General features: G+C 41.5%; 17 protein-coding genes. 4 read left to right on the forward strand and 13 right to left on the reverse strand.

Translation table 11 applies throughout. The features are described from left to right. Positions 1-44 precede the first annotated feature (44 nt). From cls to DXC10_RS07990, 4 genes are all read right to left on the reverse strand, one after another. Positions 45-1,253, reverse strand: a complete 1,209-nt coding sequence (cls, locus tag DXC10_RS07975) for a cardiolipin synthase (protein ID WP_255419791.1) — start codon at positions 1,251-1,253, stop codon at positions 45-47. 188 nt (positions 1,254-1,441) lie between these two features. Further along, on the reverse strand, positions 1,442-1,768 hold the full coding sequence (locus DXC10_RS07980; RefSeq protein ID WP_117737647.1) for a DUF5056 domain-containing protein: 327 nt from the start codon (positions 1,766-1,768) through the stop codon (positions 1,442-1,444). Further along, a complete protein-coding gene (locus tag DXC10_RS07985) occupies positions 1,755-2,300 on the reverse strand; it encodes an RNA polymerase sigma factor (RefSeq protein WP_101544019.1) in 546 nt (181 codons plus the stop codon). The genes DXC10_RS07980 and DXC10_RS07985 overlap by 14 nt, the downstream gene beginning before the upstream one ends. Beyond that, complete coding sequence (locus tag DXC10_RS07990) at positions 2,297-2,941, reverse strand: DUF6249 domain-containing protein (RefSeq protein WP_180949212.1); 645 nt, start codon at positions 2,939-2,941, stop codon at positions 2,297-2,299. Before DXC10_RS07990 ends, DXC10_RS07985 begins: the two co-directional genes overlap by 4 nt. Positions 2,942-3,055: 114 nt before the next feature. Between DXC10_RS07990 and DXC10_RS07995 the strand changes: the two genes are divergently transcribed. Continuing rightward, positions 3,056-4,513 carry an rRNA cytosine-C5-methyltransferase gene (locus DXC10_RS07995; RefSeq protein ID WP_117737648.1) on the forward strand — a complete coding sequence of 486 codons (1,458 nt, stop codon included), beginning with the start codon at positions 3,056-3,058 and terminating at the stop codon, positions 4,511-4,513. 12 nt (positions 4,514-4,525) lie between these two features. On the opposite strand, the gene DXC10_RS08000 is transcribed toward DXC10_RS07995, so the two are convergent. The 6 genes from DXC10_RS08000 to DXC10_RS08025 form a co-directional block, all read right to left on the reverse strand. Next, positions 4,526-5,725 (reverse strand): TolC family protein, encoded by a 1,200-nt coding sequence (locus DXC10_RS08000; protein ID WP_101544254.1) that lies wholly within the window; start codon positions 5,723-5,725, stop codon positions 4,526-4,528. Between the two features lie 11 nt (positions 5,726-5,736). Further along, positions 5,737-8,856, reverse strand: coding sequence for an efflux RND transporter permease subunit (locus DXC10_RS08005; RefSeq protein WP_101544025.1), 3,120 nt, complete (start codon positions 8,854-8,856; stop codon positions 5,737-5,739). 110 nt (positions 8,857-8,966) lie between these two features. Next, a complete protein-coding gene (locus DXC10_RS08010; RefSeq protein ID WP_101544028.1) occupies positions 8,967-10,184 on the reverse strand; it encodes an efflux RND transporter periplasmic adaptor subunit in 1,218 nt (405 codons plus the stop codon). Between the two features lie 122 nt (positions 10,185-10,306). Beyond that, positions 10,307-10,714 carry a DUF6769 family protein gene (locus tag DXC10_RS08015; protein WP_117737649.1) on the reverse strand — a complete coding sequence of 136 codons (408 nt, stop codon included), beginning with the start codon at positions 10,712-10,714 and terminating at the stop codon, positions 10,307-10,309. Between the two features lie 62 nt (positions 10,715-10,776). Continuing rightward, positions 10,777-12,156 carry an FAD-dependent oxidoreductase gene (locus DXC10_RS08020; protein WP_117737650.1) on the reverse strand — a complete coding sequence of 460 codons (1,380 nt, stop codon included), beginning with the start codon at positions 12,154-12,156 and terminating at the stop codon, positions 10,777-10,779. 77 nt (positions 12,157-12,233) lie between these two features. Beyond that, the gene (locus DXC10_RS08025) at positions 12,234-13,868 is read right to left on the reverse strand and encodes an ABC-F family ATP-binding cassette domain-containing protein (protein ID WP_117737651.1); all 1,635 of its coding nucleotides are present in this window, start codon (positions 13,866-13,868) and stop codon (positions 12,234-12,236) included. A gap of 89 nt (positions 13,869-13,957) precedes the next feature. On the opposite strand from DXC10_RS08025, the gene DXC10_RS08030 reads away from it, so the two are divergent. Further along, positions 13,958-14,359 carry a response regulator gene (locus DXC10_RS08030; protein ID WP_101544037.1) on the forward strand — a complete coding sequence of 134 codons (402 nt, stop codon included), beginning with the start codon at positions 13,958-13,960 and terminating at the stop codon, positions 14,357-14,359. Positions 14,360-14,557: 198 nt separating this feature from the next. After that, on the forward strand, positions 14,558-16,192 hold the full coding sequence (locus DXC10_RS08035) for a M64 family metallopeptidase (RefSeq protein WP_117737681.1): 1,635 nt from the start codon (positions 14,558-14,560) through the stop codon (positions 16,190-16,192). A gap of 131 nt (positions 16,193-16,323) precedes the next feature. On the opposite strand, the gene DXC10_RS08040 is transcribed toward DXC10_RS08035, so the two are convergent. Continuing rightward, entirely contained in the window at positions 16,324-17,154 is an 831-nt protein-coding gene (locus DXC10_RS08040) for a hypothetical protein (RefSeq protein WP_117737652.1), read from the reverse strand. Between the two features lie 81 nt (positions 17,155-17,235). Between DXC10_RS08040 and DXC10_RS08045 the strand changes: the two genes are divergently transcribed. Then, positions 17,236-18,696, forward strand: a complete 1,461-nt coding sequence (locus tag DXC10_RS08045; protein ID WP_117737653.1) for a CCA tRNA nucleotidyltransferase — start codon at positions 17,236-17,238, stop codon at positions 18,694-18,696. Here the strand turns inward: DXC10_RS08045 and DXC10_RS08050 are convergent. Further along, on the reverse strand, positions 18,653-20,896 hold the full coding sequence (locus tag DXC10_RS08050; RefSeq protein WP_101544045.1) for an inorganic phosphate transporter: 2,244 nt from the start codon (positions 20,894-20,896) through the stop codon (positions 18,653-18,655). The two genes, DXC10_RS08045 and DXC10_RS08050, sit on opposite strands and share 44 nt — an antisense overlap. A 76-nt stretch (positions 20,897-20,972) precedes the next feature. Next, complete coding sequence (locus tag DXC10_RS08055; RefSeq protein ID WP_101544047.1) at positions 20,973-23,033, reverse strand: RNA degradosome polyphosphate kinase; 2,061 nt, start codon at positions 23,031-23,033, stop codon at positions 20,973-20,975. Positions 23,034-23,142: the final 109 nt, after the last annotated feature.

Raw genomic sequence — 23,142 nt, forward strand, 5'->3', positions numbered from 1 at the left:
GGAAATTAAAAATTAAAAATTAAAAATTAGAAGAAGAACTCCAATTAGAGGAAAGGAGTCAATAAATTACCGAACCAACCAACGAATTTCTTCCATGCCGACCGTTTTTTCCAGACTTCAGGGGTAAGGAGAGTACTATTCTGCTTATCATTCATAAACATATTATTCAGTTGATGAGTAGTGGTCGGATCAAATATGAAAGCATTTGTTTCGTAATCATACCGTAAACTCCGACTGTTTAGATTGGCTGTACCTACAGTGCAGAAAGTACTGTCTACCATCATTACTTTAGAGTGATGGAAACCTCCGTTGAACAGATAAATTTTTGCTCCACGTTTCATCAATTTATGTACTGCATAAAAAGAAGCTTCAGGAGTAAAGGGGATATCCGACACGGCAGGTATCATAATTTCCACTTCCGTACCTTTCTTCAGCGCCTTTTTAATAGCTTTGCGAATAGACTTGGTTGGTAAAAAGTATGGATTTACTATTTGGATATTTTTTTGTGCGGCTTCGATGGAGATGGTGTATGCATGGCTGATAGAACGAGGTGTTTCACGCGGAGTACGGTCTACGATCGCAATTTCTTCGGCTATACTGTCGGGAAACTGAGGTATATTGGGAAAATAAGCCGGTCCACCCACATGCTGACCCGTTTCACGATTCCACATCGTGAGGAAAATACCTTGTAAATATCGTACGGCATCCCCTTCGATGTGCATGTGGATATCGTGCCAATTGCCTATCTTAGGTAGACCGTTGATATAGTAATCAGCGATATTCATTCCACCTGTATAACCTATTTTCCCGTCAATAACAACTATTTTACGATGGTCACGGTGTATAGCATGATTAATATATGGAAAAGTAATAGGGTCAAACTTCACAATTTCTATACCTCGGTCCCGTATGGATTTCAGATGATAGTTTCTCAGAGGTTGATTATTGGACCAGTTTCCAAAGGCATCAAACATGGCACGTACCGTTACACCTTCCTTCACCTTTTCAGCCAACAGGTCGAACAATGCATTGGCAATAGAGTCGTTACGGAAATTGAAATATTCCAGATGAATATGATGGCGGGCATGACGTATAGTTTCAAACAGATCAACGAACTTATCACGACCGGTCATCAGTAATTCAACCTTATTATTATAGGTCAAAGGTATTCCTATATCCTGCATATAATGCATGACGAGTGAATCACTTGTAACTTGGGCGCGGATACTTCCGAAAGAAAAAACGAATAATATGATGAATAGTACTTGTCTCAAAACTTTATTGTCTTTTTTAGTTTTACGAGCTTGCAAATATACAATATATCGATGAAAAATGCTTGTTTGTCTGGAAAAAATTAGCCTTTACCTCCATTTAATGAGATAAAGGCTAATTAGTTATTGGAATATAAATTTGAATATCTCTTAAATAAAGAGCGTTAAGGTTAGGCAAGAGAACAAATCTTGCGATAGATGAAATAAAGTAGTACGACTCCCGCAATCAACAGAGATTTGGGATCAAGTTGTGTGGCACCACTTTCTGTTGCAGCAATGAATGTTTCCCGTAAAGTGTCTAATATCAGTTGCATACCGTCTAAAACGAGGAATAATACCAAAGCTAGTGTGAAACAAAAAGTCACCCATATTTGTGAAATTCTGTGTGTATGGTCGGGCAAGCGACGCATAACACTACGGGTAAAACCATTATCTACTATTTCTTGTCGGTTTTTGGCAAAGAATTGTTCTATAAGTTTATCATTATTTTCCATCATAACCATTTTGTTTTAAATAGTTGGCCATTTTTTCTTTTGCCCGCGAGAGGTGGCTTTTTACCGTTCCTACCGGACATCCGGTGATACCTGATATCTTCTCGATACTTTGATCTTCCATGTAAAAGAGGGTGATACAGGTTCGTTCCATTTCCTTTAGAATAGCCAGTGCGCGATAAATATCCATATACTGACCTATGTCCTTTTGCTGCGTACCGCATTGAGCGTCTACCCGGTTAGTATCCAGGTCGTCAGTCTCCTTCTGAGTGCGAAGATAATCATAAAATACATTATAAGCAATACGGTAGAGCCAGGTTGAAAAGCTAGACAGGTTTTTGAATGAGACTAAATTGGTGTAGGCTTTGATAAATGTATCTTGTGCCAAGTCATCGCTCAATTCGCTGTCGCCACAGGTCAGATGTAAGAAAAAACGTCGTACAGGCGATTGGTATTTTCTGACCAACTGGTCGAAGGCCCTGGTGTTATGGAACACCACGACCTGTGTGACTAACGATATGTCATTGAGTTGACTCATCTCCTTTCATCTTTCTCTATAGGTGTAGAGTCCTTTTCTTTTCGACTTTTTTGTTGTGTGTAGTAAATGACTATTTGCCCAAATCCAGTGAACATAATGAGCAAACCAATACAGCCAATACCAAATTCTCCAGTGATGGCCCAAAGGAAGATGAAAAGGCCGATACCTACAAAAATATTATTGATACCTTTACTGCGTATATCTGTTGTTTCTACTCCCTTGAAGAAGTTCTCTGGCAGTTGTTGTCCGTTGGCTAATGCCTGTTCTGCTAGGCGATATTTGGCTTTACGGTTTTTATAACGGAAGAAGAATACGATAAATACGATAATCAGTGGAAAGCCAAAAATAAAGACAATGGCTGTAATGGCGATTACGGCTTCTTTTGTGTCCTGTCCCAAATCCCATCCGAATTGGTAAGCACGGCTATAGTGCTCATATTCGTTGTTGCTACTGCTACTATTCTCATAAGTCATTACGCTGAGCGTATCTGTTACTGCTTTTCCATTGACAGTGGTATCACATAGTTCGATTACTCTTTTTTTGTTTCCCAGGCTATCGTTTTCAGTAATAATTCTGTTTTTTCCTTGTGCCAGTGTACAGAGTAACATGGCAGTCATTAATACAAAAATGATACGTTTCATAATCATATAGGTTTATTTTATTATTGTTTCTGTATGGGTTAGACGTATTCAAGGTTTAATAAAGTTGCAAAGTGACGATATTTTTTTGATATTTGTGCCAATAAATAGCAAAAAATGGAACTACCCACTTCTTTTACCGACTATACATGTGCTCTTTTGGGCGATGAAGATTATGCCAAATTGGAAACTGTTTTGGGACAGGAACAGCCTGTCAGTATACGGTTGAATAAGTTGAAAATTGACAGTGAAAAAGCTATTAATGATCAGTTAAACCGTGTTCCCTGGTGTACGTCCGGTTTCTATCTTCAAGGTCGATTGACATTTACCTTCGATCCTATGTTTCATGCCGGGTGCTATTATGTACAAGAGGCTTCGTCTATGTTTGTGGAACAGGCTTTGAACCAATATGTTGGTGAAGATCCCGTGGTGATGCTTGACCTTTGTGCAGCTCCCGGGGGTAAGTCAACGCATGTTTGTAGCATATTGCCTGAAGGGAGTCTGCTCGTAGCCAACGAAGTAATGCGTAATCGTTCGCAGATATTGGCAGAGAACTTGGCGAAGTGGGGGTATCCCGGAGTAATAGTGACTAATAATGATCCTGCTGATTTTTCATTATTGGAAGATTTTTTTGATGTCATATTGACGGATGTACCCTGTTCTGGTGAAGGTATGTTTCGTAAAGATCCAGTTGCCGTGAGTGAATGGAGCTCTGAGAATGTAGAAGTTTGTTGGCAACGTCAGCGACGTATCATTTCAGATATTTGGCCTTGTCTGAAACCGGGAGGACTTCTGATATATAGTACTTGTACATATAATACGAAAGAAAACGAAGAAAATATTCGTTGGATACGTGATGAATTTGATGCAGAGATACTTCCGCTTATTGTCCCAGAAGATTGGAACATCATGGGAAATCTTTTACCGGATGAAAATTTTCCTGTTTATCGTTTTCTGCCGTATATGACGAAAGGCGAAGGTTTCTTTCTGGCTGTTCTTCGCAAATCGGATACGAGTTCTACAATAGAAGACTTAAATTCTGCATTCGTAAAGACTTTAGTATCTTCAAAAGGTCGTAAACCACAGAGGAAAGGAGTGAAAACCCCAGGAATATCCAAGGAGCAACTCTTGGCACTTCGTAAATGGTTATTTATGCCTGATAATTATGAATTTATGGTGAATGTAAACTCTGTTAGTGCTTTTCCTAATACCTATTTTACGGAGTTATCCACCTTGCAAACATCACTACGTATTGTACAGGCAGGGGTTAAGCTTGCAGAACTCAAAGGTAAAGATTGGATACCGGATCATGCGCTTTCTGTGAGTCTGGCTTTGAGACCGGATGCTTTTCCGTGTGAGGAAGTTACATACGAACAAGCTATTACTTATTTACGTAAAGAGGCTGTTGTCCTTTCGGATACAGCCTCACGTGGAATAGTATTACTTACTTATAAGAAGATACCCATAGGTTTTGTCAAGAATATTGGTAATCGTGCCAATAATCTTTATCCTCAAGAATGGAGAATTCGTAGTGGATATTTACCGGAAACGGTGAAAATCATAATGAATGATTAATTAATCACTATTTCACAGCTTACTCTTATACATTCGTGCCATCGCCTTTTGATATTGGTTTTCCAGTTGTAAGAGGTTTGTCTTACTTTGATAAACCACAGACACTTCGACGAAATACTCTATCATGCTGATTTGTCCTCCTATAAGGGCTTGTTTCAGTAATGAAAGATCTTGCTGTTGTTGGAAAGTACGTTCGTATTCTTCTATGGAAGCATGTAGACTTTGTGCCTCTTCATATAGTTGCCACAATGTCGAGTTGGCAAGTACGGCAGCACTCTCTTTCTGATAATCGATATTCATGGCCTGAGCTTTGGCTATTTTAACCTTATTCCTATTTTCGAATATAGGGAAAGAGAAACCGACCACTAAACCGTTCAATGGATGGCCAGATTCGGTGTTGCGGCGGTAACCGAGTTCCAGTTTGGGTAGCCAACCTTGTTTACTGGCAGAAATCTGTTTGCGGGCAACAGCACTTTCTCCGTTAAGAGATTGCAGTGAAGCGTCTGCAGCCAATAACTCATCGCATACTTGCTTGAAGTTTTTGGGGAGAGGGGCAACCGGATATTCTGTCAACCTTAAAGCATCGACATTGGCACCGAGCGGTTGGTTTCCGTTTAAGGCTGTCAACTCCTTCAACTTATTATTCAAAGCTGTGAGGTTCATTCTCGATTCTGTGCGTACATTCAGTAGTTCCAGATTGATTTTATTGTTTTCAAGAGTATTGGCATCTCCGGTAGACAGGCGTTTGGCGTACATGGCGGACAAGTCCTCTGCATTTTTCAGTCGCTTGTCAAGTAATGCCTGTTGACGTTGTAGCATAATGATATCAAGACATATCTCTTTGGCTTGCAACAGTATCTGTTGACGGAAAGCGGTTGATTGTGCATCGAGAGATCCAGTCTTGAGACGGTTCATCTTGCCACGTGTTACATACAGCGTAGGAAAGTCGAAACTCTGCGAAACAACCAATTCACCTACTGTTTCACCACTGTTCTTAGAATCCCAAAGATGGGCATACGAGAGGGTGGGGTCGGGTAGGTTATTCTCTGTTTTATTCTCCAGTTTCTGAGAAGAAATCAATTGTGCATTGGCTTGTAACTCTTTGTTGTTTGCTTCAATCTGATGAAGCACATCGTTAATACTACTTTCTTGTGCGTTTATCCATGCACAAGTGAAAATAGTGGCACTAAATATAAGTATTCGTTTATTCATTGTTTTAATTATCATTTCTTTTTATGTATCATCAAATAGACAATCGGAATAATGAAACCGTTCAAGAACGTGGATGTTAAGAGTCCACCCAAAATAACCTTTGCCATAGGACTTTGTATTTCATTACCGGGCAGATCGCCACTCAAAGCTAGCGGAATTAATGCAAGAGCACTGGAAAGAGCCGTCATTAAAATCGGGTTCAGACGATCCAGTGAACCCTGGATAACACTGTCATAAACATTATAGCCTTCTTCCTGCTGCAAATGGTTATAATGGCTGATGAGCAACATTCCGTTTCGGGTAGCGATACCAAACAGAGAGATAAAACCAATGATGGCAGGAATACTGACTTCACCTGTTGTAATGAGCAAGGCAAATACACCACCAATCAGTGCCAAAGGTAGATTGATGAGAATGATTGCACTCTCTTTCATACTGCGGAACTCATGGTAGAGCAGCAGGAAGATAACTACGATAGACATGAATGAAGTCAATGCTAACGTACGACTTGCTGCCTGTTCGCTTTCAAACTGACCACCATATTCGATGTGATAGCCTTCCGGCAGTTTGATTTCCCGGTCTATTTGGTCTTGTATGTCATTTACTACACTGCGCAAGTCACGGTCGGCAACATTGGCAGAGATAACGATCTTACGTTTTACATTTTCCCGGCTGATAGTATTGGGACCCATAGCCGAACGAATTTCGGCTACGTAGTTTAATGGAACCTTTTGTCCGTCGTTGGTGTCAATCATCATGTTGCGTATTTTCTCCATTTTATCGCGAAGATCATCCTTGACACGTATGGTAAGGTCGAAGCTTTTTCCTTTTTCATAAACCTGCGATATGGCCTCTCCTGCCAGACAAACATTGACAAATTCTGAAAACTCCGGTAATGAAATACCGTATTTGGCAAGTATTTCCCGTTTGGGCGAAATGATGAGCTGCGGTCTTTCGATTTGTTGTTCTACATTCAAGTCGGCAATACCGGGAATACCTTGAATGGCATCCTTTATCTGATTACCTATAGAGAACATCCGATTAAGATCGTCTCCAAACAGTTTGATGGCAATATTAGCTTTTGTCCCGGATAACATGGCATCAATACGATGGCTGATAGGTTGCCCTATTTCCACATTGGCGCCTACAATAGTCCCCAATTTGGTACGTACATCAGCAATGAGCTCACTACGTGATCGGTCTTTCAACTCAAATGGCGCTTCAATTTCAGAGACATTTACGCCCAGGGCATGTTCGTCCAGTTCGGCACGTCCCGTTTTGCGGGCCACAGTTTGTATCTCGGGGATAGAGAGTAACAATTCCTCGGCACGATGTCCCATCTTGTCACTTTCTTCTAACGAGATGCCTGGTAGAGAGGAAATGTTGATGGTGAACGATCCCTCATTGAAAGGAGGTAAGAAGGAACGACCTAATGTAAAGAAACAAATCAATGCCACGATAAATAGGCCGATTGTACTTCCCAATACACTTTTTTTATGTTCCAGTACGAAAGTCAGTGCAATAGAGTACCATTCTTTCATTTTATGTGCTACGGCAGAGTCACCTGTGGAATTCTTCTTCTCTTTGATTTTTTCTTTGCCTAGTAAATAGGAACAAAGTACTGGCGTAACTGTCAATGCCACAATAGTGGAAGCTGCCAATGCCACGATGAAAGCAATTCCCAGCGGTACTAACATTCGGCCTTCCATACCACTCAGGAAGAACAGGGGTACAAAACTTACTACGATAATCAGTGTAGAGTTTAGAATAGGCATACGTACTTCTTTGGAAGCGTTAAATACCACATCGAGTATAGTCAATCGTTCTTCGACAGATTTCAATCGGTTTTCTCGTAATCGTTTATAAACGTTTTCCACATCCACAATAGCGTCGTCTACCAGTGAACCGATGGCGATTGCCATACCTCCAAGACTCATCGTGTTGATAGTGAATCCCATATAGTGAAGAGCTAGAATTGATGCTATCAAGGATAGGGGCAATGTCACTAGTGATATAATAGTTGTCCGTACATTGGCGAGAAACAGGAACAGAACGATAACGACAAAAATACCACCTTCAAAGAGGGATTTCTGTACATTACCAATGGAACTTTCTATAAAACGACTTTGGCGAAAGATATCGGTAGATACTTTTACATCTGCCGGAAGGTTTTTCTGCAAATCCTTCAATGAAGCCTCCAATTTGTTAGTCAACTCCAATGTACTCGTTGCTGGCTGTTTGGTCACCGTCATCAATACAGCAGGCTTGCCGCGTTCCGAGGCAGTGCCAAGTTTAGGTAACTTGGCACCGATATGTACGTCTGCAATATCTTCTAACAGGACAGGAGAATTGTACGTTGGAAGTTGGGAAGTTGTATTATCTTGCACTTTTATAACGGCTTTTGCAAGTTGGTCTACACGGTCGGTAGAGAGTACCCCACGCACAATATATTCGTTCCCATATTCATAAAGTACCCCACCATTAGCATTCAAATTCATTTCACGGGTGGCGTTCATTACTTCTGTTAAGCTGACACCGTAATGACGCATTCGTTCTGGGTCAAGTTGTATCTGATACTCTTTGATGTCTCCACCCAGTACAGAAACTTGTGCTACTCCTCCAGTAGAAAGTAATCTCGGACGAATTGTCCAGTCGGCAATAGTACGTAGATCGAGCATAGAGGTAGAATCTGCCGTCAGCCCGATGATCAACATTTCACCTAGAATGGATGATTGTGGCCCGAGTGTAGGGTTACCCACATTGGCAGGCAATGCTTCATTGACAATTGCTAATTTTTCGCTGACAATTTGGCGCGCCAGATAGATATCCGTATCCCAATCAAATTCTACCCAAACTACGGAAAAACCGTTTGTTGAAGAGGAGCGTACACGACGTACACCTGTTGCGCCATTTACAGCGGTTTCTACGGGGAAAGTAACCAGTTGTTCCACCTCTTCGGCTGCCATACCATTGGCCTCGGTCATGATAACCACCGTTGGAGCATTCAGATCGGGGAACACATCTACTTCCGTATGTATGGCAGTGTAAGTACCACCAATCAACAACAGCACAGATGCTACCAACACCAAAATGCGGTTGTGGAGGGAAAAATGTATAATTTTGTTTAACATAATGATTAATGTGCTGATATGCTAATGTATAGATATACTAATTGGTTATACTGATTGTTTATTGATCTGCCACAGACAAATTAGTATAGGTACATTAGCACATTAATTAATTAGTGTTCATGACTATGAGCCGGTATTGCATTTGTGGCTCCGGCCAGTTTTACTTGATAGGCTCCTTTAATAACTACTTTGTCACCGGCTTTTATACCGGAAAGAATTTGTACGCTTTCTCCATTGTCGGCACCCAGAGTGACGAGTTGTTTTTTATACCCCTCTTCATCCAATTGTAGATAAACGAAGAAACTGCCTTGTTCTTCAGTTAGGGCTGTATGGGGAAGTGCAATTACATTTTCCATTGGAGAAGAAAGTAGAAATATTTCTACAAACGAGCCCGGAATAATGTCTCCTTTGTTGTCGAACTCAAAAGTAACGGGAATGTAGTAACCATTATCACCCGTTGTCTTTCCATATGAAAGCAGTCGCCCGTTCAGCCCTTTCAAAGTATATACTTTATTATTATAAGGTGTGCAGAAGTTGGCGGAGCTGATTGTACGTAAAGAAGGATAATACTTTTCCGATACATCGGCACGGAGGAACAATTTGCGATTTTGGGTGATGCTGACCAGCGGCTGTCCTACGGTGACATAATCTCCTTCTTTCACCAACAGGCTTTTTATATAACCACTGATAGGAGAGGGAATAACCTGTCCGTTGGCGGAGTGATTTTTAGCAACAGCTTCATAGCTGATACGGGCATTTTCGTAAGCCTGTTCGGCTTGGGCAAAATCTTTCTCCGATACAATTTTATTAGGAACAAGTGTTTTCATACGTTCGTATTCCTTCTTAGCTACTTCGTAGGCGATACGTGCCTTTTGTACCGGATCACCATCTGCCATATTCTTGGAAGATAGAATTATCAGTGGCGTACCTTTATTTATACTTATACCTTCAATAACTTTTCCACTGAAAGAAACGATACCTGCTACAGTAGCTACGGCAACACTTTCATCACCTTGTGCAACCAACACCTGTCCACTGGTCTTGATGACTTGATGGAAAGTGCCTGGTTCAATAATGCTGGTTTCCACTCCGGCAGCTTGCGCTTTGGCGGGTGGAAGAATTATTTCGTCACTATGTCCGGCTATGGCTTCATTGTTATGGTCATGATTTTCATGTCCTTCATTTTCGTGGTCATGTCCTTCGCTTTCATGGTCATGTCCTGCATGATCGTGTTCTTCAGTTGTATGCTGATGTCCGTCTGCGGATTTATTGTTACAAGAGCCTAACAGGAATAACCCTATGACTCCCCAAAAGATATATCTTTTCATGTTGATAGTTTTTGTTCTTATTTCAATTTGAATGCAAAATTAGAGAATGACGTATACAACTCGGTTGCATAGTTTTTATATGCCGATTGAGAAAATGATTTTCGGCAATACACTGGCAGTGGTTAAGCAAGAACACACGGAGGTGCACGAAGCCCCGAAGCACGTGTAATAAACGTGCCGTGAAGAGACTCTATGTAGACAGATTTATACCCTGTCCCGGCTTCTTCAGGTAAGGAAAGTAGTTTGAGGATAGGTTCGAAAAATAAAGTAGTGACCCATACGAAGTCGGGATGCGCAACACTATTGTCCGAATTGGGAGTTTGCTGGAAAAAATGAGTCGTCATACAACCTGTATCACAGCAACAATGCTCACTGCAAGAGCCCTGATGATGACAACACCCCTCACTAGGAATGTCGTTTTTCATACAAATCATACCGTTGTCGTGGTGATGATGAGGAATAACCGGTACTGCCAGCATAATCATGCTGATGAAAAGCAGGAAATAAGTAATGTACCGTTTCTTTTTCATCCCTCTATCTTTGATGGGAGACAAAGATAGAGGTTATAAAGCTAATTACCAAATGCAATATGCTAAAAAGCCTTGAATAAGCTGTTTAATCCTTCGCTCACACTGGGATGCGTAAAGATAAAGTCACGCAGAAAACTGTAAGACTGCCCTGTTTTCATAGCCATCGTTACCATATTGATGACTTCCGGAGCATCCACACACAACAATGTACATCCTAAAATACACCCGGTATGCGTGTCAATGACGGCTTTCATCATACCGTCTATGCTTTGCAACGTGCGTGTACGTGGAATAAGCGCTGCTGGTAACCTAGAGACTTGGATAGAATATCCGTGTTTAACCGCCTCTTCTTCTGTAATTCCTACATGTGCCAATGGGGGATCTGTGAAAATGGCGAAAGGAACCGGTGAACGGTCATCAGTACGTCGCTTTTTGTCACCGAACAGTTGGTTACTGATGATGCGATAATCATCAATAGACAGATAGTCGAACAGTGCTCCTCCCCTGACGTCACCCAATGCCCATATATGTGGAGAGGTAGTATGAAGTTGTTCATTCACGATGATAGCTCCTCGTGCGTCGGTCTGAATACCGGCGGCGTGAAGATTCAATTCGTCTGTCCTCGGTCTTCGTCCGGTTGCAAGGAGCAAAGCGTCCCCTTCCACAAAGTAGGGAGTGCCATCAGAACCGTTTGTATAGGTCAACGTTATTCCGTCTGCTGTGTCGAAAACAGATTGGGAATGTACATTCAGGCGTACTTCAATATGTTTTCGTTTCAGGGAGTCTAACATGGATTCGGCAATGTCCCGGTCGGTGTTGGGTATGAAGCGGTTGCCGGCTTCCAATAATATCACCTTACTGCCGAAGCTTGCATATATCGTAGCGAACTCCAATCCGATAGCGCCTGCACCCAGAATGAGAAGACGTGCCGGAAGTTTACTTTCTTGTAATAAAGTCTCGCTAGTATAGATATGCTTGCTTTCGTTGATTCCTCCGACATCGGGCAGGATGGGAATAGAGCCTGTATTGATAAAGATCTCCTTGCCTTTAAGCAGAATTTCTTTTTCTTGCGGTGAAACGATTTTCACGACATTGTCCGATACAAAAGTAGCTGTACCATTGTATAGTGTGATGTTGGAATTGGTCTTTACACTGACAAAGTTCATCTCACGCAGATAAGAGACGAGTTTGTCTTTTCGCCTTACGGCAAGTTTATATTGCTTGGACTGATTTTCAAAGTCGTTCTGATACAGTCGTTCGGTATGCCTGGCTTCGTGTATCAGGGTTTTGGTAGGAATACACCCCACATTTACACAGGTTCCTCCGTACATTTTCGGAGAGCGTTCAATGATGGCCACTTTCCAATTACGGCCGGCGAGTTCGGCAGCTAGCAGTTTACCGCCTTTGCCAAATCCTATGATAATTGCATCGTATTGTTTCATTTCCTTTATAATTAAAAGATTAGAAAATGAAACAATGAGAATGAAACATTTGTTGCGTAGGGAGAGTTAATGAACGTTTACCGTTCTAACTCTCTAAGTGAATCCATTTTCTTCTTTTCGAGAAATTCATAGATGCCACACAGATGTTCGGTTACTCGTTTATTACCGAACTCATAAACCTTTGTTACCAATCCGTCCAAAAAGTCACGGTCATGGCTCACTACGATCAATGTTCCGTCAAAATCCAGTAACGCTTGTTTTAGGATATCTTTGGTCTTCATGTCAAGGTGATTGGTGGGTTCATCCAAAATCAGCAGGTTTACCGGTTCCAACAACAACTTTATCATGGCGAGTCGTGTGCGTTCTCCACCCGAAAGTACTTTCACTTTCTTCATGGATTCTTCGGGACCGCCAAACATGAAAGCGCCCAGTAAATCGCGTATCTTGTTTCGTATTTCTCCTTTGGCAACGTCATCAATCGTTTGGAATACAGTAAGGTTCTCGTCCAATAGTGAAGCCTGGTTTTGGGCGAAATAACCTATCTGTACGTTATGCCCGATGGTAAGCGTCCCGTCATGTTCTATTTCTTTCATGATACATTTTACCAAAGTCGATTTACCCTCACCGTTTTTCCCTACAAAAGCCACTTTATCGCCCCTTTCTATGGTTAGGGAAGCGTTCTTGAACACAACATGATCGCCATACATTTTTCCGACGCCATCCATGATAACGGGATAGTTGCCTGAACGTGGTGACGGTGGAAATTTCAGACGTAAAGCCGAAGTATCTTCCTCATCCACCTCCAGCAGTTCCAGTTTCTCCAGCATTTTTACGCGGCTTTGCACCTGCAAGGTTTTGGAGTAAGTACCTTTGAAACGTTCAATGAACTCTTTGGTGTCAGCAATGAACTTTTGTTGTTCGTCGTAAGCTTTTTTTTGTTGTTCACGCCGTTCTTTACGCAGTTCCAGATATTTGGAGTAGTTTATCTTGTAGTCATAAATCCGTCCCATGGTTACTTCAATGGTACGGGTTGTAATATTGTCTACGAATTTGCGGTCATGGCTGATGACAATAACTGCTTTTCCGTTATTGATAAGGAAATCCTCCAGCCATTGGATAGATTCGATGTCAAGATGGTTGGTCGGTTCATCCAGCAACAGGACATCCGGTTTCTGTAGCAGCAACTTGGCAAGCTCGATACGCATGCGCCATCCACCGCTGAAATCACTGGTCTGGCGATTAAAGTCCTCACGGTTAAACCCGAGTCCGAGTAATGCTTTTTCAACATCTTCCTCATAGTTGGTGGAGTCAATGGCATAGAATTTTTCACTGAGTGCCGAAACATTTTCAATTAGTTCCATGTAACTGTCACTCTCATAATCCGTACGAGTTTCCAGTTCTTTGTTAAGGCGGTTTATTTCTGCTTCCATTTCGTGCAGGTGGGCAAAGGCCTGTGCAGTTTCCTGAAAAACAGTTCGTCCGTCTTCTGTCATTAGATGTTGTGGCAGGTAAGCAATGACACTTTCTTTGGGAACCGATATTTTACCACGGGTGGGTTGCCTTACACCTGCAAGAATTTTCAATAAAGTACTTTTTCCTGCACCATTTTTCCCCATCAGGGCGATGCGGTCTTTTTCGTTGATAACAAAGGATATATCACTAAATAAGGTGGTGCCGCCAAATTCAACGGCGAGTCCGTCTACTGAAATCATTATATATATTTTAAAATAAGATGCAAAGATAATATAATAATATTATTTTTTATATCTTTGTCTCGTACAAACAATAACAAATAAGTCTCATGGAAATCGAAAAACAATCAGAAGATTACCGTCCGCTCATTTTGGTTGCGGAAGATGATGATAGTAATTTTAAATTAATAAAAGCTATTATCGGTAAGAGGTGCGATATATTGTGGGCTATGAATGGCGAAGATATGGTAAAACTGTTTCGAGAAAATCGTGAGAAAGCGGCTGCTATTCTTATGGATATAAAGATGCCTATAATGAATGGTCTGGACGCTACTTTAATAATACGTGAAGAAGATAAGGAGCTTCCTATTATAATGCAGACTGCATACGCATTTGCTTCCGATCGTGAAAATGCGATACAATGCGGTGCTTCGGAGGTGCTGGTGAAACCTATCACTCTAAGTGCTTTACGTAATTGTCTCAGTAAATATTTGCCGGAAATAAAGTGGTAATTCACTTCGTGTAGAAATAGACCAACGGGGTGGCTCTCAATATGAAGAACTGCCCCGTTGGTTTATATATAAGCATTGATAAGCTATCTTCGCCCGTCCTTATATCAGTTTATCGAATATATTTTGGGGATAGAGCTTTATTAGTTTTATCTTTGTACTATTTAATGTAATACCTTCTAATATAATATTTTGTTCGATATGAAGACAAACACCTTCCTTTTGTTTTTCTTAGGCTTATTTTTCATGGCGTCTTGCTCCGATAATCAGATAGAACCCAACTTCTTAATACAAACTACCAAAGATATAACAATAGCTTATGAGGCAAAATCGCAAGCTACCATTCATTTTACGAGTTCACGTGAGTGGCAGGCAAACTCTGCCGAAGACTGGTTTACGATATCTCCTTCTGCGGGGGAAGGTGGAACTTTTGATTTAGTAGTCACCGCCAAGACCGAAAACATTACTACTGAACCTCGTACGGCAACCATCACTCTCACTTCAGGAAGTTTGACCCAAAATATAACTTTACAACAAAGTAATGCCGTAACGCTTGAGCAAAGCACTTATAATCTGGAGGCAGAGGGAGGTGCTTTGGACATTCGCTTTTCAACGAATGTAGCTGCAGATGAATTTGCGGTTTATACTAATAAGAGGGACGATTGGTTGGTGCAAAGGGGAGAAACCCGTACTGCTTCCTTATTGATGATAAGATTGAAAGTTCTACCGAATATGGAAGTTGCTTCCCGTACTGCTTATATTTATTTTGTAAAGGAGACAGATGCGGGTAAAAAAATATTAGCTATTGCCACTATAAACCAAAAGGGAGTGTCCTCGGAACAATCTGTCGATTATTCTGCTGATAAAACAGTCCGTGTTTTGCAGACGGCTACTAAAGGGAATGGTATTCCTATTGTCCTTATGGGGGACGGTTTTATTGATAAGGAGATTGCTGATGGTACCTATAGCAAGGTTATGGAAAAGACGCTTGAAAATATTTTTACGGAAGAACCGATCAGGTCACTCCGGGATTATTTCAATGTATATACCGTAACGGCAGTTTCAAAGAATAATAACTTTGGAAACGGATATGAAACCGCTTTTGGTTGTAAATTGAGAGGTGGGGGTACTACCGAAATTTATGATGGTGATGAACATAAAATAATGAAATATGCACGATGTGTAGAAGGAGTGGATTTACAGGAAACCTTGGTCGTTGTCATTCTTAATACTCCGGTTTATGCTGGTACTACTTATTTCGGATATGTGGATAACACCAATAAAGTGGTTGAGTTTGCGATAGCCTATTGCCCGGTTATAGAAAATCTGGAGAGTGAGAAGTTCAGACAAGTACTTGTGCATGAAGCTGTAGGGCATGGATTCGCTAAACTGGAAGATGAATATGGCTATAAAGAACAAGGTGCGATTTCAGAAAATAAAGTAAAGGATATCCAGCGATTACAAGTTTTAGGATGGGCACAGAATGTAGATTTTACAGAGAATCGTACTGAGGTACTTTGGAGTAAATTCCTGGCGGATGAACGCTATGTGTCAGATAATTTGGGTATCTTCGAGGGAGCATGTACCTTTATAAAAGGTGTTTATCGTTCAACCGAAGAAAGCATGATGCGTAGCAATATCCAAGGTTTTAATGCACCCTCCCGTAAATCTATATATGATAGAGTCATGAAAGTCGGTATGGGAAAGGAAGCGACTTATGAGGAATTCGTTATTTACGATTTGCAGCATAGGACGCAGACACGTTCCGTCTCTACTTTGATTCCGGATAAACCGTTTGCACATCCGTATTTTGTTGGTAGGGCACTTTCTGAGTAAAAGAAAACTTGCATTGCCACTGCATTGGCACAATCTTGCCACCATATTGGCACAACTTTGCCAATATGGTGGCAAAGTTGTGCCAATATGGTGGCAAGACGTTTGGGTTATATAGCCGTAGTTTTATATTTCTATTTTTCTTTCTTATTCTCTCTTTCCTGCATTTTCCGTTTTACGAATTCAATCTTCAGGTTAGCTTCGTCTATATTCTTCTTTATTTCTGTGATAGAAGAAAGTATCTTTGCCAATTCGTAAACATCGGCAGCGGCTTTGCGGTCGTTAGGGGTAAGGGTAGTGGCATAGGAACGTTCGCCCAAATAGTTGACTCGGATATTTTTATCTTTATTCAGACAGATAAACCCGATGACATTGCCATCTTCGCCTAATTTGTAATCGGCTTTTTCAATCTTTTCTCCGAGATCTGTGGTTTCATAACTGTCTTTAGAGGCAGGTGTTTCGGCAAAACTGCCATCGGGGGTAGTTACTTTTACTGCCACATGATGGATGTTATGGGGACCACAATAAATAGAAGTCATACTCATCCTACCATTTTCATCTACTAGGAAACGAAGGAAAGAACGATGTAGGTTCTTCTCTATCACTTGGGAAGGATGTAGGTAATTACCTATTTTCTGATATTCGACATCTTTTTCGAAAATAAAGTTATCTTTGATGTCATCCAGTTCCTTTTGTTTTTCACGGAGCATGCTGTCAAGATAAACCAAACTATTCTCTTGTTCTTTCAGTTCTACCTGTTGCATAAGGCCTATCCCTTCATGGCGGGTTTTGAAAGCTTTGGGATAAAGGATTTTTATACTGTCAATTTGTATCTTTGCTTCACTATAATCGCCACGTTCGTAAGCTGCCCGGGCAATCTGTAGCTTCTCACTTGCTTTTTTCTCTACATTACTACAAGAAGAAAGCGTGCAGCAGAGGCACGCAAGGATAACTGCTTTTTTCATAATTTTTGTTCTTGGTGTTAGTGGGAGCAAAATTAGAAATAATATCCGTATCTTTGTACCCGCTTTATAAAAGAATTTATTATGATTGAACTGACGGCAGAAGAATTGAAGCAACGTTTTAATGATGACATATTCAGGCGGATATCCGAAACTGCGGATAATTTGGGGTTGGAATGCTATGTGGTTGGTGGTTATGTACGCGACATTTTCCTGCAACGTCCTTCCAAAGATATAGATGTGGTTGTGGTGGGCAGTGGTATCGCGATGGCGGAAGCTTTAGGCAAGTGCTTGGGGCGTGGTGCTCATCTCTCGGTTTTCAAGAATTTCGGTACGGCACAACTGAAATACCATGGTACGGAAGTGGAGTTTGTAGGTGCCCGTAAAGAATCGTACACACACGATTCGCGGAAACCGATTGTGGAAGACGGTACGCTGGAAGATGACCAAAATCGTCGAGATTTTACTATCAACGCTTTGGCTGTCTGTCTCAATCAAGCCCGTTACGGTGAGCTGGTAGATCCGTTTGGTGGAATGGAGGATTTGAAAGAAAAGACTATCCGTACGCCGCTCGATCCGGATATCACGTTTAGTGACGATCCATTGCGGATGATGCGTTGTATCCGTTTTGCCACTCAGTTCGGTTTTTATATTGACGATACTACATTCGATTCTTTGTGTCGCAATAAAGAGCGTATTTCCATTATATCCAAAGAACGCATTTCAGATGAGTTGAATAAAATATTACTCTCTCCCATACCTTCCAAGGGATTTATTGATCTTGATCGTTCCGGACTGCTGGAACTTATTTTTCCCGAATTGGTAGCTCTACAAGGGGTAGAGACCCGCAATGGACGAGCACATAAGGATAATTTTTACCATACGTTGGAGGTGTTGGATAACATTAGTAAGAAGACTGATAATCTTTGGTTACGCTGGGCGGCATTATTGCACGATATTGCAAAACCTGTAACTAAACGTTGGGAACCTCGTGCAGGTTGGACATTCCATAACCACAACTTCATCGGTGAAAAAATGATACCGGAAATCTTCCGGAGAATGAAGTTACCGATGAATGAAAAGATGAAATATGTGCAAAAGCTGGTAAGTCTTCATATGCGCCCCATTGTCATAGCGGATGATGTGGTTACTGATTCTGCCGTTCGCCGCTTGCTTTTTGAGGCTGGAGACAATATTGACGACCTTATGACTTTGTGTGAGGCGGATATCACTTCCAAGAATATGGAACGCAAACAACGTTTTCTGAATAATTTCCAGTTGGTTCGCCAAAAACTGAAAGATCTGGAAGAACGTGATCGTATTCGTAATTTTCAACCCCCTGTCAGTGGAGAGGAGATCATGAAGACTTTCAATCTGCCTCCTTGTCAGCAAGTGGGTGCACTGAAAAGTGCCATAAAAGATGCTATTTTGGATGGAGTCATCCCGAATGAATACGAAGCTGCCCGTGCATTTATGGTGCAACGGGCAGAGAAAATGGGAATTAGTCTTCGGCCTGGAACTTCCTGCTCACTTTCATCAGATTAATTGTGTAAGTCACTACATTCTGGGCTTCTTGTATCATTGTCAGATAAACCATACTTACTTTGATGCTGCCCGATTGGGTCTGAATGCGTTGTAGTTCTTCACGTTTCAGATGGGCAAGTTGTCCGTTCAGGTCATTGGCTTTGCGGATATCTTCTTCAAGATGCTCGTAGTCATTGTTTCCCAGCTTATGGCGGCAGACTTGTAGCAGATAAATAATATCTTCCGTGACGTCGGCAAATTCACCTTTCTGAATAATATCCAATGGTTTGAAGTTATTATCTATATGCTCCAGACATGGTTCGCACAGACGTCCTACGCTATATACCAATTCACTGGCAAAGTCATTGCCCTGATAGAAATAAAGGCCTTTTTCCAGAACTGTATTGTTGTCTAGACGACACATGGCAAGTGTACCGGTACGCTTCATCTGTTTGATCAACTGTTTTTCAAATTTGATTGAACCCATCGTGCGGCGTAGTCCACGTAAATTTTCGTGCAAGAAGGCAGTAACGGTACGTTCAAAGTTATCTTCTGTAAATTCAAGTATTTTACCCAACTCCTCACGGGTGTGTTTGCGCAGGAGTTCAAGGATTTCAGTATTATTCGTGCTTTGCATCAACTGTTTAATGGTCTCGTTCCCTTTTTCTCTCGCTTTACGTTTCTTGTACATCACTTGACTGCGGATCAGCATGAATACTGCCAGGCCGATAAGACCTACAATAGCGATGGAACCACCGAAATATATAATCATTGCTACGAAGAAACAGATGGTGAATGCAGCGCCGGCAGTAATAAACCATCCGCCTATAACACTTAATACGCCGGTGATGCGGAACACAGCAGAATCGCGTCCCCAAGCACGGTCGGCAAGAGAGGTACCCATGGCTACCATGAAGGTAACGTAGGTGGTAGAGAGAGGGAGTTTCAGGGAAGTGCCCAATGCAATGAGTAGACCGGCGAGCACCAGATTGACAGATGCACGGACTAAGTCGAAAGCGGCTCCGTCGGCAATGATGGCTTCATCTTTTTGGAAACGGGTTTCAATCCAGCGTTTACTACGTTCGGGCATTATTTTGGAGAGCCCGTTGGCAAAAGTCATACTGAAACGTACTAAGGTACGTGCTATAGGAGTACTACCGAAGTTTTCTTCACCTTCGTCCTGACGAGAAAGGTCAACGGATGTTTTGATAACATTGTGAGCTTTCTTGGAAGTACAAAGTGAATATACCATAATGGCACCGGCACCGATAAGGAAATACCAAGGTGTTTTGGCAGGGCCAAGCAAGGAGGTCATAAGAAATCCATCGTCACCAACACTTGTTCCGTTCGCGGTATAATCTACGAAAGAGGAATATCCGGCGAGAGGTACACCGATGAAATTAACCAAGTCGTTACCTGCAAAAGCCAGAGCAAGAGCAAATGTACCCATCAGTACCACTACTTTGAATACATTGATTTTTAGCCAGTGTAGTATTTGCATCAGTAGGGTGAAGAATACGAAGAAACAGCCGATAAGTAAAAATGTATTATCTTGTATCCACTGTTTATTTTCAGGAGTCATGAACGAACTGTCTTTCAGCCCCTTTATCAACATAAAATAAATGATAGATGTAGCGGCGATACCTCCGAAAATGGCAATACTATATTTCATCTTCTTTTTATAGTTAAAAGTGAACACCACGCGCGCCAGCCATTGTACCACCATACCGAAGAAGAAGGCGATTGCTACAGATACAAAAATTGCCATGATTACAGACAATGCCTTGTCTGTGTTGATAAGGTCTCCAAGTCCCAGTGTATCACTGTCGTATACTTTTATAAGCGCCAATGCAAATGTTCCTCCCAGAAGTTCGAATACCATAGAAACGGTAGTAGAGGTAGGCATACCCATCGTATTGAATACATCCAGTAGCACTACATCCGTCAACATCACGGCAAGCAAGATACACATGATTTCGGCAAAATAGAAATGTTCAGGTTGATAGATACCATGCCGGGCTATATCCATCATACCATTAGAGAGGGAAGCTCCGATAAAAACACCGATACCTGCTATGAACAATATGGTCTTGAAAGATGCTGCTTTTGCTCCTACAGCCGATTGGAGAAAATTGACTGCATCATTACTGACACCCACTACGAGATCAAACACGGCAAGGATGAACAGGAAGATGACAATACAAAGGTAGATAGTTTCCATAAATATGTATTTTATTTCTGGCTGCAAAGGAACAGTTTTCGTGTTGCAGAGAAATGTCATATATGTTACAGAAGTGTTACAATCTATCTTTTAAGTACTCATAGAAAGTATACTGCGCACGTATCTTTTCCTTTTGTGGGCGTGTTGATTTCCAGCGGTTTTGTAGATTGGCATCTACAAAACATGCTTTACGTTTGTCTGCCAGTTGGATGGCGAGCATATCTGCCAGTTCGCGTTTCAAGTCTGGATCCAGTATCGGGGTTACGGCCTCGATACGGCGGTAAAGATTGCGACGCATCCAGTCCGGTGAACCGAGAAAAAGTTTGGGTTTACCGCCATTTCCGAAATACCATATTCGGGCATGTTCCAGAAAAGTGTCTACAATACGAGTGACGCGGATATTACGGCTATATTTTTGTTCCGGTATCAAGCAGCAGATTCCTCGCACAATGAGGTCAATCTTTACTCCGGCTTGCGATGCCTCATAAAGCCTGTCTATCATGGTGGGGTCTTGCAAAGCATTCATTTTTAGGATAATTCGTCCTTGTTTTCCACTCTTAGCCAAGTTTATTTCGTGTTCGATGAGACGGTTCAACTCCGGTATCAAGTTGAAGCGAGCCACCAGTAGGCGGTGGAACACAGGATTTTCCTTGCCTTGCAAAGTACGGAACAGGTTATGCAGATCGTTGACAAGTATCGGATTACAGGTGAACAATCCACTGTCTGCATATAATGTTGCAGTCTTTTCATTAAAATTACCCGTGCTGATATATGCGTAGCTGGGTAGTTTGTGCCCCTGTTTATCACGGCGGAGTATGAGAGCCACCTTGGCATGTACTTTTAATCCCGGTATGCTGAAGATGATATTGATACCTGCCGCTTTCATCATTTCAGCGGTTGCCAGATTATTCTCTTCATCGAAGCGGGCTTTCAGTTCAACGAAAACGGTAACTTTCTTACCATTTTGGGCAGCAGCTATCAATGTGTTGATAACTGCAGAGTTTTCTGCAACACGATATTGAGTTACCATGATTTCACGTACGGTAGGTTCGTGAACGGCTTCATATAAAAAATGTATAAAATGTTCGAAAGAATGGTATGGATAATGCAGTAATAAATCTTTTTTTTCCACATACCGGAATATAGATTCCCGTTCATCCAGACAAGTTAATCTCATGGGTTGAGGCTTTCGTATAGGACGTACGGTTTGATTGGGGTTGGGGAGATGTCGTAGATCCTCCATATTCAGATGTTTGTCACCGGGTACCAGCTCTTGGCGGTTGATGCGAAAAGCATCTACCAAGAAATCGAGAAAATCATCCGGCATGGCACGGTCGTACACAAAACGGCAGACTGCACCAATCTTGCGTTTCTTTACTTTGGTCTTTACCTGCTCTATGATTTCAGAAGTATTGGCAGTGTCGTCAATCAGGATATCTGCATCACGCGAAATCTTGATACAATAACTGCTGTCCACTTCATAACCAGGAAAGATAGTACCGATGTTTGCTTTGATTATATCTTCTATGAACATAAGATAATAATTCTTTCCCACTTTGGGTAGTTCTATGAAACGGGGTACCTTGCTGTAGGGGAGTTTCATTACGAAATATTGCGTGCGGTTAGGGGAATTCAGTGGTACACCTTTTAAATATAAGCGTACGGCAAGATAAAGCCGGTTATCTCTGAGGAATGAGATTATTTTGTCTTTACTGACGGGAACGGGAGACAGGTAGGGGAAAATCTCTTCTCTAAAGAAACGATGTAGAAAATCTTTGTGAAACGGTTCTACATTACGACCTTGATAAAATATAATATGGTGTTCCCGTAGCGCAGGCAGTATCTTTTCTTCATAGATGCGGATACGTTCTTCTAACTGGCGGTTTACTTCTTCATTGATTTCTCCCACCAGTTCAATGGCAGACTGTACACTTTCTTCATCACTATGCGCAGCACCGGTTGCTATCGCTTTATGGTCTGCAACACGTATCTTATAGAACTCTTCCAGATTAGATGAGTATATGGAAATAAAGTTGATGCGTTCATATAGCGGTAATGTGTCGTCTTCAGCTTCCAGCAACACCCGATAGTTGAATGATAACCAGCTGATGTCACGTTTGAAATATCTGTGTTCCATAAAATATCAGTTTAAAGAAAAGAAAAATGATAATTTGCCAGTGTTACACGTCTAAATTCCCATTGCTTTTCCTGTATTTTTTCCAAATATAATTACCTTTGTGTTAATA

The sequence above is a fragment of the Bacteroides sp. OM08-11 genome (genome assembly GCF_003438665.1).
Classification (GTDB): Bacteria; Bacteroidota; Bacteroidia; order Bacteroidales; family Bacteroidaceae; genus Bacteroides; species Bacteroides cutis.

Bases quoted from the DNA above. Each gene is read 5' to 3' on its own strand.
- DXC10_RS08030 (WP_101544037.1), top strand. From the start codon at position 13,958: ATGGAAATCGAAAAACAATCAGAAGATTACCGTCCGCTCATTTTGGTT.
- DXC10_RS08045 (WP_117737653.1), top strand. From the start codon at position 17,236: ATGATTGAACTGACGGCAGAAGAATTGAAGCAACGTTTTAATGATGAC.
- DXC10_RS08010 (WP_101544028.1), bottom strand. From the start codon at position 10,184: ATGAAAAGATATATCTTTTGGGGAGTCATAGGGTTATTCCTGTTAGGC.
- DXC10_RS08055 (WP_101544047.1), bottom strand. From the start codon at position 23,033: ATGGAACACAGATATTTCAAACGTGACATCAGCTGGTTATCATTCAAC.
- DXC10_RS07990 (WP_180949212.1), bottom strand. From the start codon at position 2,941: ATGAAACGTATCATTTTTGTATTAATGACTGCCATGTTACTCTGTACA.
- DXC10_RS08035 (WP_117737681.1), top strand. From the start codon at position 14,558: ATGAAGACAAACACCTTCCTTTTGTTTTTCTTAGGCTTATTTTTCATG.
- DXC10_RS08005 (WP_101544025.1), bottom strand. From the start codon at position 8,856: ATGTTAAACAAAATTATACATTTTTCCCTCCACAACCGCATTTTGGTG.
- DXC10_RS07985 (WP_101544019.1), bottom strand. From the start codon at position 2,300: ATGAGTCAACTCAATGACATATCGTTAGTCACACAGGTCGTGGTGTTC.
- DXC10_RS08020 (WP_117737650.1), bottom strand. From the start codon at position 12,156: ATGAAACAATACGATGCAATTATCATAGGATTTGGCAAAGGCGGTAAA.
- DXC10_RS08025 (WP_117737651.1), bottom strand. From the start codon at position 13,868: ATGATTTCAGTAGACGGACTCGCCGTTGAATTTGGCGGCACCACCTTA.
- DXC10_RS07980 (WP_117737647.1), bottom strand. From the start codon at position 1,768: ATGATGGAAAATAATGATAAACTTATAGAACAATTCTTTGCCAAAAAC.
- DXC10_RS08000 (WP_101544254.1), bottom strand. From the start codon at position 5,725: ATGAATAAACGAATACTTATATTTAGTGCCACTATTTTCACTTGTGCA.
- DXC10_RS08040 (WP_117737652.1), bottom strand. From the start codon at position 17,154: ATGAAAAAAGCAGTTATCCTTGCGTGCCTCTGCTGCACGCTTTCTTCT.
- DXC10_RS07995 (WP_117737648.1), top strand. From the start codon at position 3,056: ATGGAACTACCCACTTCTTTTACCGACTATACATGTGCTCTTTTGGGC.
- DXC10_RS08015 (WP_117737649.1), bottom strand. From the start codon at position 10,714: ATGAAAAAGAAACGGTACATTACTTATTTCCTGCTTTTCATCAGCATG.
- DXC10_RS08050 (WP_101544045.1), bottom strand. From the start codon at position 20,896: ATGGAAACTATCTACCTTTGTATTGTCATCTTCCTGTTCATCCTTGCC.